This is a genomic window from Vibrio mimicus CAIM 602, from assembly GCF_000338875.1.
Lineage (GTDB): Bacteria > Pseudomonadota > Gammaproteobacteria > Enterobacterales > Vibrionaceae > Vibrio > Vibrio mimicus.
Map to the genome: position 1 here is coordinate 253,495 of NZ_AOMO01000024.1, position 13,225 is coordinate 266,719.

At 46.5% G+C, this 13,225-nt stretch carries 13 protein-coding genes and 1 pseudogene; 6 read left to right on the forward strand and 8 right to left on the reverse strand.

The window, feature by feature from the left end; genetic code table 11:
* Positions 1-192 precede the first annotated feature (192 nt).
* Complete coding sequence (gene folD, locus D908_RS13025) at positions 193-1,053, forward strand: bifunctional methylenetetrahydrofolate dehydrogenase/methenyltetrahydrofolate cyclohydrolase FolD (protein WP_000126768.1); 861 nt, start codon at positions 193-195, stop codon at positions 1,051-1,053.
* 178 nt (positions 1,054-1,231) lie between these two features.
* Here folD and D908_RS13020 read toward each other — a convergent pair whose 3' ends face one another.
* The 6 genes and pseudogenes from D908_RS13020 to D908_RS13000 form a co-directional block, all read right to left on the reverse strand.
* Positions 1,232-1,522, reverse strand: coding sequence for a hypothetical protein (locus tag D908_RS13020; RefSeq protein ID WP_000633734.1), 291 nt, complete (start codon positions 1,520-1,522; stop codon positions 1,232-1,234).
* A gap of 231 nt (positions 1,523-1,753) precedes the next feature.
* A complete protein-coding gene (locus D908_RS13015) occupies positions 1,754-4,294 on the reverse strand; it encodes an Ig-like domain-containing protein (protein WP_005523582.1) in 2,541 nt (846 codons plus the stop codon).
* Between the two features lie 253 nt (positions 4,295-4,547).
* Positions 4,548-5,752, reverse strand: a pseudogene (locus D908_RS0119090) (NupC/NupG family nucleoside CNT transporter).
* A 217-nt stretch (positions 5,753-5,969) separates the two neighbouring features.
* The gene (locus D908_RS13010) at positions 5,970-6,917 is read right to left on the reverse strand and encodes a LysR family transcriptional regulator (protein ID WP_000879075.1); all 948 of its coding nucleotides are present in this window, start codon (positions 6,915-6,917) and stop codon (positions 5,970-5,972) included.
* Positions 6,918-7,015: 98 nt separating this feature from the next.
* Positions 7,016-7,987 carry a lytic murein transglycosylase gene (locus tag D908_RS13005; RefSeq protein ID WP_000735491.1) on the reverse strand — a complete coding sequence of 324 codons (972 nt, stop codon included), beginning with the start codon at positions 7,985-7,987 and terminating at the stop codon, positions 7,016-7,018.
* Between the two features lie 24 nt (positions 7,988-8,011).
* A complete protein-coding gene (locus D908_RS13000) occupies positions 8,012-8,290 on the reverse strand; it encodes a YcgL domain-containing protein (protein ID WP_000882649.1) in 279 nt (92 codons plus the stop codon).
* 199 nt (positions 8,291-8,489) lie between these two features.
* Here D908_RS13000 and minC point away from each other — a divergent pair, with 199 nt between their 5' ends.
* The 4 genes from minC (at position 8,490) to D908_RS12980 (ending at position 10,981) form a co-directional block, all read left to right on the forward strand.
* Positions 8,490-9,152: a septum site-determining protein MinC gene (gene minC / locus D908_RS12995; protein WP_005523584.1), complete on the forward strand. Its 663-nt coding sequence runs from the start codon at positions 8,490-8,492 to the stop codon at positions 9,150-9,152.
* Between the two features lie 20 nt (positions 9,153-9,172).
* On the forward strand, positions 9,173-9,985 hold the full coding sequence (minD, locus tag D908_RS12990; protein WP_000086772.1) for a septum site-determining protein MinD: 813 nt from the start codon (positions 9,173-9,175) through the stop codon (positions 9,983-9,985).
* 4 nt (positions 9,986-9,989) lie between these two features.
* Entirely contained in the window at positions 9,990-10,253 is a 264-nt protein-coding gene (gene minE / locus D908_RS12985; protein ID WP_000054417.1) for a cell division topological specificity factor MinE, read from the forward strand.
* Between the two features lie 236 nt (positions 10,254-10,489).
* Positions 10,490-10,981: a copper resistance protein NlpE gene (locus D908_RS12980; RefSeq protein ID WP_005510494.1), complete on the forward strand. Its 492-nt coding sequence runs from the start codon at positions 10,490-10,492 to the stop codon at positions 10,979-10,981.
* 109 nt (positions 10,982-11,090) lie between these two features.
* Here the strand turns inward: D908_RS12980 and D908_RS12975 are convergent, their stop codons facing one another.
* Positions 11,091-11,408 (reverse strand): DUF1244 domain-containing protein, encoded by a 318-nt coding sequence (locus D908_RS12975; RefSeq protein ID WP_005523587.1) that lies wholly within the window; start codon positions 11,406-11,408, stop codon positions 11,091-11,093.
* Positions 11,409-11,568: 160 nt separating this feature from the next.
* A complete protein-coding gene (locus tag D908_RS12970) occupies positions 11,569-12,441 on the reverse strand; it encodes a Tim44 domain-containing protein (RefSeq protein ID WP_000825379.1) in 873 nt (290 codons plus the stop codon).
* A gap of 193 nt (positions 12,442-12,634) precedes the next feature.
* Between D908_RS12970 and D908_RS12965 the strand changes: the two genes are divergently transcribed.
* A complete protein-coding gene (locus D908_RS12965; protein WP_005523588.1) occupies positions 12,635-13,225 on the forward strand; it encodes a TetR/AcrR family transcriptional regulator in 591 nt (196 codons plus the stop codon).

Consider the following 13,225-nt stretch of genomic DNA (forward strand, 5'->3'; position numbering starts at 1 on the left):
TCAGGATTATACGAGTTAAACGGGCTAGATCAACGCCTTTGTCTAACTTTCTGTTTCAAATGAGCAATATTTTGCCAATCTCACTTCAATTGCCGAAAAACAGAACAAAGCAAACGTTTGCCTGTGGATGTTATCAAAAATATCTGCGACAATGCGCGCAAAAATTTTCGCTCCAAATCTGTAAGGAAAGTCATGACTGCTCAAAATATTGATGGAACGCTGATTTCGCAAACGGTGCGCTCAGAAGTTGCAGCCCGTGTTAAAGCTCGAATTCAAGCCGGGTTACGAGCCCCGGGGCTGGCGGTTGTGTTGGTGGGCGAAGATCCTGCTTCACAAGTGTATGTCGGCAGTAAGCGTCGTGCCTGCGAAGAAGTCGGTTTTGTCTCCAAATCGTATGATTTACCTGCAACCGCCAGTGAAGAAACCTTGCTATCACTGGTTGATGAACTGAATAACGATCCACAAATCGACGGTATTTTAGTTCAGTTGCCTTTACCAGCAGGTATTGATACCACAAAAGTGTTGGAGCGCATCCATCCAGAAAAAGACGTGGATGGTTTCCACCCATACAACGTAGGTCGTTTGGCACAGCGCATTCCTAAACTGCGCTCTTGTACGCCCAAAGGCATCATCACTTTGCTTGAACGCTACAACATTCCACTGCGCGGCAAACATGCAGTGATTGTCGGCGCATCCAACATTGTGGGTCGCCCGATGACTTTAGAACTCTTACTGGCAGGCTGTACCACCACCACTTGCCACCGCTTTACTCAAGATCTTGAAGGACACGTGCGCCAAGCGGATATCTTGGTGGTTGCCGTCGGTAAACCGAATTTTATCCCTGGAGCATGGATTAAAGAAGGCGCGATTGTGGTCGATGTCGGTATCAACCGTTTAGAAACTGGTAAGTTAGTTGGCGATGTGGAATACGATGTTGCTCGTACTCGTGCTAGCTTCATTACCCCTGTACCGGGCGGTGTTGGGCCAATGACTGTCGCGAGCCTGATTGAAAATACCATGATGGCGTGTGAACAATTCCATACCCAAGCTTAAGCGGTTCACATTCCAAATCGTGGAATAGAGCTGAACCCATCACTGATATTTGATTAGTCAATTTCAGGATCTAAAAGCTCAAAAAACAGAGGTCAACGCATTGTATGTGTTGACCTCTGTTCTTCCTTTTGGCACTCACTTTTCTCCGAAGTCTCATCATCACAAAACAGCGCAAGAATTAGAGATCGTTCATGAGCTGCTCTAACTCATCCGTCGCATCTTCAATGAGATGACTGAGCTCGCGGGCATCTGGTTCTTCCAAAGAAAGTTGCCATGGACGTTTTTTGTTGGTGCTGACAATTCGAGTATGCCCACTCTGTTTTTCAAACTTCACTTGTTCAAATTCCGCGACATGGTGTTGGTGCGTTTCCATCACATCGACGCATAATTTGCCCAGTGGGTTGACTTCGATATGAGCATGTAACTGTGGCTTACCGGCCACTCGGTAATGCCTATGTACAGTAATCATCGTATTTCTCCTAGCCTGACTTAGGTTGAAATCCTTTTTAGTTTAGAACACCCGATTGAAATCGAGGTGTGAATTCACTATCAAGTTCACAAGACACATTTTAATTGTTTGAAATGCTCAGTATTCATTGTGGACTGACCAGAGACATGGCGAGAAGAAGGAGGTGATGAAAATGAAGACGAGAAAAAACACCCCAGCTAAGCCAGGGTGTTATTTTAGAAACGCTGATGTTTATTGCGCGTTATTCATTTGAGTGAGCTTATCGCCTACAGGTTTGGAAAAGTTAAAACCGTCATGCTGATCCCAGTTAATCGACCAAGTCATTACGCCTGCATAGTTAGGATAGAGGAATGCAGGTTTGATGGTGCCACAACGGGTTCCTTTAGTTAAACAATCCAACGCATCGAGGATATTTTGTGTTGGTGCTTGACCAGAATTGGCAGAGCTTGGACCTGAAGGTAAACCAATCGCTACTTGATCATCACGCAGTGGTTCAAAGCGTGTTCCGTTGGCTAATGTGAAGCCTTCAATCAACATTTTTGATTGCGCTACCATCATATCTACCGAGCCTTCTGGTGCTGCACTCGGTGTGTATGGGTTAGGTAGGCCACCGTTGTTGTAGAGCTGAACATGAAGAAGATCCAGTGTATCGCGCACTTCGTTGATTACCGGAATGTAAGCGCCCCAAATGCCACTGTAAGCAACCATACCACCTTGCACATAAGGGTGCTCTGGCGCCATAGTGAGGAACATATCACCACCCATGTTTCTCTCGATTTGCTTCAAGGCACGACCTAAACGAGCTTGAATTTGCGAGCCGTGAACTAGGTTTGAACCACTTTCGAGATCCACATCCAGACCATCAAAGCCCCATTCTTTAATCAAGGCAGTTAAGCTGTTTACAAAGTTAGCTTCATCCTGATCGGTGTTAAGGGTGATCGTACCCTCTGCTCCACCTAAAGAGAGAACAAAGACTTTACCTTTGGCCTGCAAAGCTTTCATATCTTGTTTGAATTGAACAGGATCAAGAGCAGGACAGCTGCTGTAGATGTCACCAGAGTAAAGATTGAAATGCACGGTTCCATTACTGCTGCGATCGTTTTCCGCAAACGCGATATCAATCACGTCCCACGCGGTAGACATATCAGCAAGGCGAATTGGACAACCCGCACCATTAACGAAGTTATGCCAGTAACCAATCAAGCGGTGTTTCTTCTGCGCTTGCTCAACCACATTAATTGCGGCTGCAGTAGAAGTCATACTGGTTCCGGCAGCATCGGTCGCTTTCGCTGCAACGGTATAGTTGCCAATAGCGCTCGGAGTCCAACTGTATGCAAATGGCACTGTGGTATCGGTCGCGACAACAGCGCCATTGACGACGAATTCCACTTTCGCAACATTGTTGGTCAGTGAAGTCGCATCAGCGGCAATGTTGACAGGTTTACCTAAACCAACGGTTTGACCAGAAGTCGGCGATGTGAGTGATACGACAAGATCTTGATCGCTTACTGTCACGCTCACTGCACTTTCGCTTTGATTGTTGTCATTGTCCGTCGCCACTGCCTTGATGGTGTTGTTACCAATGGTAGTCGCTAACCAATTCACTGCGTATGGCGCTTGAGACACAACGCCTAAGCTGCTATTGCCAGCAAAGAATTCAACTTGTGTGACAGTACCATCTGCATCGCTGGCTTGGGCAGCAACGTTAACGGTAGATCCAGCAAGAATAACTTGGTTTGCACTTGGGTTCGTTAAAGTCACGACAGGAGGCGTCGTGCAGGCACCCAGACCAGTCCAAGCTTCTTTCCAGTTACTGCCAACACCCGGTTCATAAGCCCATGCTGAGTTAGAAGAGCACCAACCAGCGACTTCACAACGGTATTTTTGATTCTGATTTTGTACCAGTTGACCTGCAGAGTAAGCCGTTCCTGCGGAGTAAGCAGGTAATCCGGCACAACCTGCGTTAGAACCACTGCTGACCGTCAGCGTGACTTCTTGGCTGAACGTGGCTTGGTTGTCATTATCGACGGCTTTGGCTTTAAAGGTGTGGCTGCCGACAGCGGCATCCCAATTAAACTGGTAAGGCTCAGAATTATCCGAAACCGCGAGTTGGCCATCCACATAGAATTCCACTAACGCCACACTGCCATCAGTGTCATTGGCATTAGCCGCTACCGCTAACACATCCCCGGCTTTTAACTGCTCATTACCTGTCGGGCTCGTTAACGCAACCGTCGGCGGCACTAGGCTACCACTTGGCGTTACACTGATATTCACTGTGTTACTGCTCGTCGCGCCTTGGTTGTCCGTTGCTATTGCTGTTACGGATGTTGCGCCCAGTGTCGCTGTCCAATCAACTTGGTACGGTGCCTGTTGATCAATGGCAATGCTCTGCGTACCAACTAAAAACTCAACTTGAGCAATGCTGCCATCGGTATCGGATGCATTGGCTTGCAATCCTACGACAGAGCCTTGAGGAATCTTTGCATTATTCAAGGGAGATTGAATGGATACCTGTGGTGGGTTATTGGCTCCCCCTTCACATTGACCAAGAACTTGCCATGCATCCCATTGGCCAGAATAGGTTGCTGGATCATTACCCTGTGTCCAGTGTCGAGCTTGATAAGCCGTATTGGACTGTTGAACCTTGTCACTACCGACATACACTGTGCTGCTGTCCCAAACTGGCACTCCGGCACAATTGTAGGCTTGGGCGGAGTAACTCACGCCCAAGGTCGCAGCAATCACTGCCGCTAAGCAATAACGCGTCATCTTTCTCTCCTGTATTAGATGGGGTCGCTTATAACTAATACTCCAGAGCGAAAGTTTTGCATGCTAATCATCTGATTAGTTTATGTTTCTCGGCACAGTGTCACTGACTTATTGAGCGCTTAACATTGCTTTCAATGCTTTTTCGGCGCGATTCACGAATCCCTCTCATAAAACGTATATCGTGTTTTATGTTGCCAAAATGGGCATAAAAAAAGCCAGCATCATCGCTGGCTTTTTCTTTATTTTATAGAGATCACAAGGACAAGATTACCCCGGCAATCGATGCGCTCATTAGGTTGGCCAACACGCCAGCACCAATCGCACGGAAACCGTATTTTGAAATAAAGGCACGACGCTCAGGAACAAGGCTACCCAGACCACCAATCAAGATCGCCATGGTTGAAATGTTAGCAAAACCACACAGAGCAAAAGTGATGATCGCTTGTGAGTGCGCACTCAACTGCTGCTTCACTTCAATAAGCTGAATGAAGGCCACAAACTCGTTCACTACCACTTTGTTACCGATCAGCGAGCCAGCGGTGATCGCTTCATGCCATGGAATACCAATCAGCCATGCCACAGGAGCGAAAACATAACCCATGATCAGCTCAAAGCTCAGCTCGATGCCAAACCAGCCACCAACCCAGCCTAACAAGCCGTTTAGCAAAGCAATCACACTCACGAAGGCCAGCAAAGTAGCACCAACTGCAACGGCAATTTTAACGCCGGACATCGCACCGTCAGCAATCGCTTCAACACGTTAGTCGCTTTAGGCAGATCCAGTTCGTCATCCGCCGTCACAACATCGATTTTTTCGGTTTCTGGCAACATGATTTTTGCCATTAACAGACCTGCTGGCGCAGACATAAATGCCGCAGCGATAAGGTAGTTAAGCTCAACACCCAGAGAGGCATAACCCACCAATGTACCACCAGCAACAGAGGCAAGACCGCCAGTCATCACCGCAAAGAATTGCGAATCGGTCATCTTATTCAGATAAGGTTTTACCACCAGCGGCGCTTCAATCATGCCCACGAAAATGTTCGCGGTGGCAGAAAGTGATTCCGCACGACCTGTACCAAGCAGTTTTTGCAGGCCGCCACCAATCAGGTTAATCACTTTCGGCATGATGCCTAAATGGTAAAGACCAGAAATCAATGCTGAGAAGAAGATAATGATGCCGAGGACATTAATGGCAAACACAAAACCCACACTGCCATTGGCAAGGCCACCAAACACAAAACCAATTCCATCTTGTCCATAGTTGATCAGTTGTGACACTGCGCCTGTCACACTATTCAGTGCATCTTTACCGGCTGGCACGTACAGCACCAGTAATGCGAAGAAAATTTGCAGCAGTAACGCTAACGAGACTGTGCGCAAGTTGATATTTTTTCTATTGGTAGAAAGTAGCCACGCAATCAATAAAATTGCGCCCATACCGAGGAGTGATGACATAACGCCGCCCAAAATGTGAGTAGAACAGGAAAGGCGGCGATTTTAGTGAAGGAAATCGTATGCGCAAGGCGAGTTTGTTAATCACTCATTACCAAAGAAGTGAACAAAATGCGGTTTTTCATAACTTGCTGATTTTATTAAAACTAAACGTTTGCCTAAAACTTATCTTTTCCATTTGGAAAATATCTTTTTAAAGTCAGCAACAATTCATTGCTCTTTATCCTGATGTAAAACGCACATAAGGTTGTAATCGCGAATCCCAGTAGCAAGGGTTACCTAAGGCTTGTTTGATAAACTCAATGACCGCCGAAGTCTTCTTCGGCATATGTTGACGGCTTGGATACACAGCATAAAACGGCATCTGTTGATTGGCGCACCATTCAGGCAACAACTGAATCAACTGCCCGGTACGAAATTCATCACGCAGTAAATACGTCGCCAAATAAGCGATGCCCCACCCTGCTACTGCGGCATCGCGCACCGCTTCCGCCAGATCGACCGAATAGTTACCTGAGACTTTAACGGTTTGACTTTGCCCATCCCGACTGAATGACCAGCGAGTGTAATCTCGCTCCCAGCTTCGATAAATCAAGCAGTTATGATCCATCAGATCCATAGGTTGAGCTGGTGTTCCATGGCGTAACAAATACTCTGCTGATGCGGCAACCACAAAGCGACAATCCGCAATCCGTTGGGCAACATAACCTTCTGGCAGCTGTTCATTACTGGTGATCCACAAATCGAGCCCTTCTTTGAGCATATCGACTTTATGGTCAAACAGATGCACTTCGACTTTCAATTCCGGGTATTGCTGGCGAAGCTGCTCCAAGGCGGGCAAAACATGCAAAGTACCGAACGATTGCGATAAACCAAGACGAATAAGCCCAGCCACTTCATCACGCTGATCTTCCATTTCACTTTGCGCGTTGGTCACAATCGTTAACAGTTCACGGCATTGGGAATAAAAGAGATTTCCGGCATCGGTCAGAGTAAAACTGCGCGTCGTACGTTGTACCAGCTTTACCCCTAGTGACGCTTCTAACGCAGCGAGCTGCTTACTGACATGAGAAACCGACACACCCAACGCATGTGCTGCTGCAGTAAAACTCTGATGTTGGATTAACACCGCGAATAAAGCCATTTGACTGGCACGTTCAGCAAGCAAACTCTATCCCCATAAAAGAAATATCCTCACCATGTATTATGACTATGAACTGAAAAAACAGAGGGCTCATTAGAGCCCTCCCGTTGGGTATACAGAAATCAGAATTTGATCCGATCCGCTAAATGACTGACAGCGAGAGCGAAGTAGTAAGAACGGTTCCACTTCATCAGTACATTGTAGTTGTTATAAACAAGGTAAATGCGCCCTGCTTCATCGTCCGGCATGATCAGCCAAGCCTTAATATCGTCGGAGAGTGCTGGCAGTGGTTTACCGTCATAACGGGTCACGCCCAACTTGCTCCACTCTTGTAAGGTTTTGCCTTTTTCAGACTGACGCCCTTCAAGATCATGGTCAAAACCCTTCGGGATTTTCACTTGGCGTCCCCAAGTGTACTTATCATCCCAACCCGACTGGCTTAGATAGTTCGCAGTTGAAGCAAATACGTCTGAACGTGTACCCCAAATATCTTTCTTGCCATCACCGTCGCCATCTGCGGCAAAATTCAAAAACGAACTCGGCATAAACTGACACTGCCCCATGGCACCAGCCCAAGAGCCCTTCATCGCTTCTGGCGCAATATGGCCTTGCTCTAAAATCTGCAATGCTGCCATGGTTTCTTTGCGGAAAAACTCTTCACGACGGCCTTCATAAGCCAGTGTCGATAAGGCATCAATCACTCGAAAGTTACCCGTTAACGCACCGAAGTTACTTTCAACGCCCCACAACGCCACAATAAATCTGGGTTGCACACCGTACTGCTTACCAATACGTTGCAGCTCATCATAATGCTTTTCGTACAGTGACTGAGCTTGCTTAACTTTCCATTCTGGCACTGCACGAGGAATATATTCATCCAGAGTCAACTTTTTCTCTGGCTGGTTTTTATCAGCAACAACCGCACGCGGTTTATATTCAACATCACGAAACGCTTCACTGAGTATGCGTTCAGAAATACCTTCCTCACGCGCTTGCTGCTTTAGTCTTTCGACATATTGTTCAAAACTGACTTCATTGGCGAGTACTGGTGCAGACAGGGTCAAGCCCAATACTATCGATAATAATTTTTTCAAGATGCCCTCCTTGAGCGATCTTCATCAGGGAGTTTGGCGCGCTTTGCGCTCTTTATGTTGCTCAAGCAAATTCTCTGGCGGTGGTGGTAATTGTAGGAAGAAACCCTGCTCTTGCAGTGATTCTTTCACTTTTTCCACATTTACCTGCGCAAGCTGGCGCTGTTCAAGATTGACCAACATGACAAAAATAGGTTTACCAAACATCTGTTTCAAGGTGTCAGGAACCTGTGAAAAATCGTCCCGTTTCGGAATATAGAGATAAGTGCCTTCTTTTTTAGGACTTTTATAAATAGAGCAAAGCATGACAAGCCTTTTAATTAGATGATTGACCACTTAGGGCATTTTGTCTTAATTCAGTTAACCTTGACCAAAATTGATGCCAAATCACTTATTTCACCGCAAGATAACTTGCTGTGCTTTGGCGCTGAATATAACATGACAGCCCTGTTCTCAGCCAATGCTCTCTCCGCAAGGCATAGAGTTTATTGAGGTCAACGTTACAATGTCGAAAACCCCTGACCTGAAAGGTAGTAGTTTTACTTTGTCGGTATTACACCTTTCTGACAACCAAATTGCGCATACTGTTCAATTTCTTCAAGAAAAGGTCGCGCAAGCTCCTGCTTTTTTTGCTCATGCCCCTGTGGTAATTAATGTGGCAAAAGTGGAGGGTGATCTTGATTATCTAACTTTAAAGCAAGGAATCAGCCAAGCAGGTTTAATACCTGTCGGTGTCACAGGATGTAAAGACAAACGTAGCCAAAATCTCGCAGCCGAAGCGGGTTTTGCGGTGATGTCGGCAACCAACTCTCCGACTCAAGCCCCTGCGAAAATGGCGCCTACCAAAGTGGTACGGACTCCGGTACGCTCAGGTCAGCAAATTTACGCCAAAGACGGCGATCTGGTGATCTTAAGCCATGTCAGCGCCGGAGCAGAAGTGATCGCCGATGGTTCAATCCATATCTACGGCACGTTACGTGGCCGAGCGATTGCTGGAGCGAGTGGCCAAAAAGAAGCACGAATTATTTGTCATGATTTGCAAGCGGAATTGATTTCCATCGCGGGCCGTTACTGGCTGAGCGATCAGATTGAAAGTCAGTTCTGGCAACAGAGGGTGATGCTCAGTATGACTGACGAGTCACTCTATCTCGAAACGCTCACGATTTAAGATTGAAAGGAAAATATAACATGTCGCGCATTATTGTCGTCACGTCAGGAAAAGGCGGGGTTGGCAAAACCACCTCCAGTGCTGCTATTGCTTCAGGTCTCGCGCTGCGAGGCAAAAAAACCGCAGTGATCGATTTCGATATTGGTCTGCGTAATCTCGATTTAATCATGGGCTGTGAGCGCCGCGTGGTGTACGACTTTGTCAATGTCATCAATGGTGAAGCAACACTGAACCAAGCCTTGATTAAAGACAAACGCAACGAAAACTTATTCATCCTGCCTGCCTCTCAAACTCGTGATAAAGATGCGCTAACCAAAGATGGCGTGCAACGCGTGTTAGGTGACCTAAAAGAGATGGGCTTTGATTTCATCATTTGTGACTCACCAGCGGGTATCGAACAAGGCGCATTAATGGCGCTTTACTACGCTGATGAAGCGATTGTCACCACCAACCCGGAAGTATCATCGGTACGCGATTCTGACCGCATTCTCGGCATTCTCGATTCTAAGTCACTGCGTGCAGAGCAAGGCCAGGCGTCTATCAAGCAACACTTACTGCTAACCCGCTACAACCCAGCGCGCGTTACTCAAGGTGAGATGCTGAGCGTACAAGACGTCGAAGAGATCCTGCATGTTCCTCTATTGGGTGTCATCCCAGAAAGTCAGGCGGTACTGAATGCTTCCAACAAAGGCGTTCCAGTAATTTTTGATGATCAGTCAGATGCTGGCCAAGCATATCAAGATACAGTCGCACGTCTGCTGGGTGAACAAGTCGAATTTCGTTTCCTGACTGAAGCGAAGAAAGGTATTTTCAAACGCTTATTCGGAGGTTAGCGCTATGTCATTGCTGGAATTTTTCCGCCCACAGAAGAAGACTTCCGCGAGCGTTGCCAAAGAGCGTTTGCAGATCATTGTTGCCGAACGTCGCAGCCAAAACGATCCGGCACCAAGTTACTTGCCACAGCTCAAAGAAGACATTTTGAACGTGATTGCCAAGTATGTTGCGATTGACCCTTCGATGGTCGAGCTCTCTTTCGAACATAAAGATGATGACATCTCGGTACTCGAACTCAACGTCAAACTACCGGATGACGAAAAATAAGCACTTACAGACCCTCGACTTCGAGGGTCTTTTTTTATCTCTCTCTTTTCGACTTGGAACTGCTGTTTCAAAAGACAAGGGCATAACGATTTATTATCTGTTGGGAAATGTCGCTTTTGTTGAGCTAGATCACACACAACTTGTCGCTAAAATGACGCGCGTTTGACCCAGACTTAACGGCGTGGGTTCATAGTGAGCCGTGTCTTAGATGGTCAACATTTCTTAACCAAGGATTTATGATGAAAAAAAGTATTTTTGCCCTGAGCGCGCTGACTCTCATTCTTGTCGGTTGTGATAACAAGCAAGACGCAAAAGTGGAAGTTGAAAAAATCGTTGACGTGGCTGAACAATCTACTGAACAACCAGCGGCTCAACCATCAACAGAAAGCGTGGATGCAGCACATAATTCCCAAAACAGCCTAGATTGGGCCGGTATTTACCAAGGTACTCTGCCTTGTGCAGACTGCGGCGGTATTGAAACCGCATTAACGATCAATGCTGATGGTACTTATACGCTTACTGAAAAATACCTCGATAAAGAAGGTGAACCTTTCGCCTCTGAAGGTACATTCGTTTGGGATGAAACAGGCAGCATCGTGACATTGCAAACTGGCGAACAGACTGGCAGACAGTACTTGGTGGGCGAAAACACTCTGACCCATCTGGATATGCATGGTCAACAAATCGATGGTGAGCTGGCTGAATTCTACGTACTCAGCAAGCAATAGTTCTTCAAGCAATAGCCCTCAACAAGCAACGAAAGCCTAGCTTGACGGCTTATCGCTTCTCACTAAAAACGCGCCAAACTATTTGGCGCGTTTTGTTTTTATCCGCAAATTACTTCTTACTTTTCGCCTCAAAAGCGGCTAACTGCTCTGGCGTTGCTGGCGGTTGGTGGTTCGCTTTCCACTCATCGTAAGTCATACCGTAAACGCGCTCACGAGCGTCATCAATATCCAGTTCAAGTCCCTGCTTCTGTGCTTCTGCGGCATACCATTTACATAAACAGTTACGGCAAAATCCCGCAAAAATCATCAGGTCGATGTTCTGCACATCTTTGTTTTGATCCAGATGTTGCAGCAACTGGCGAAAAACCGCTGCATCCAATTTATCTTGCTCGGCTTGACTAAGTTGTTGGTGTTTAAATTGAGCCACGTGACTTTCCTTTTGTGCGATTTATAGTGCAGCGAGTATATACCAAATAGCCTAGCGTTTCAGGTGAGTAATCCAAGTATCTGTTATTCTGAAGATAAAAAAACACCCAGCAAATGCTGGGTGCTAAATACAATGACTAAATTGGGCGTTGGCCTGTTTTTTAACCTTGGATACCAACAATCAACCAAGGAGCATTTGGGACAGTCAGGTCACGTTCTAAGTGCCATACATCCTCAATGTTTTCTTCAATGCCTTCTACCGCATCACGGTAACGACCGCTGAACTGTAGGCTCAACTGAGCGCGATTTGCATCGTAGTCAGCGCGAACAATTTCTGCATCCACGTACATCACATCAGTATGTTGATCGCCTTCGTAGTTAGCACGCTCTGCTTGAAGATCTTCAAACAGGCTTGGTGACACATACTCACGAATGGTTTCTAGTTGGTTGTGGTTCCATGCGCCTTGCAGAATACGGTAGTGCTCACGTGCGCCATTGACAAACGCCACACGATCAAAACCTGCTGGGTAGTTATGCGGTACATCACTTTGTGCTGCGCTACCAAAACCACCACCCATAGATTGTGGTTGTTCAAAGTTATGAACATTAGGTTGCTCAAATGATGTGCGATTCATACCGCTGTATGCTGGTTGCTGTTGCGACTGGTTCATACTGCCTTGCTTCGAAGCAAGCAGACCACGCATCAGTTTAAAGATCACAAACGCAATCAGGCCCATGATCAGAATATCCATGAACTGGATACCTTCAAACGCACCACCAAAGAAGGCAGCAAGCAGACCACCAGCCAGAAGGCCACCCAACAAGCCGCCCATCAAACCTTTCTTGGTTGAGCTGGCAGGGTTAGCCGTATCATTCTTTAAAGTATCGTTCTTTTGTTGCTGTTGTTTCGGTGCCGGTGCCGTTTTGTAGCTGCTACCAAACGATTTACCGCCACCCATTTTTTTGGCTTCAGCAATCGGAGTTACCGCAACCGAAACCATGATTAACGCGATAAGCGAAAACAGACGTTTCATACACTTCCTTAGGGTTAGATGTTATGGGGCTTTTGAGCCTATCTATCTTTACTGACTCACTATAGCCAGTTCATCCCGCTATGGAAACGTTTTGCATTTATCGACATGTATCAGAATATTGCAAATCGATGCGTTGACGCTCCCAAAGGGGATGTTTAGACTATCGAACGTTGTTCATTATTGAATCCAGATCATGGCAAGACGAAACGATCATACCCGAGAAGAGCTGGTGGCTCTCACCCTAGACAGAGTCAAGCAGTTCCTCGATACGCATACCTATCATGAGCTAAGCTTGCGTAAAGTTGCCACTATGATTGGCTACGTGCCAAGAACCTTGGTCAACGTGTTTGGCAATTACAATTTGTTGCTGCTTCATGTGGTCGCACAAACTTTGGATGAGTTGGCACAAGAAGCACAGCAAGCGGTGAAGTCGACGCCTTATCCTAAGGATGCTTTGTATCAACTCGCCTACTGTTACCATGATTTTGCGAAACGTAACCCATACCGTTGGCAGCTGATTTTTGAGCACAATATGAATGGTGACGCCTTGCCGGAATGGCAAGTGCAGCGGATTGATAACATGACCAGCATGTTAGAAGGATTGCTGAAAGTGATTGCGCCTTTGCGTTCTGAGCAAGAAGTATTGCAAGCCAGCCGTGTACTTTGGTCTGGCGTACACGGAATTACCGTTTTGAGTGTGGATGATAAGTTTTTTGCAACTGAGCCTATTGATGGCAATGCTTTGATTGAGAATCTACTCAATCACTACCTAGCCAACTGGTAA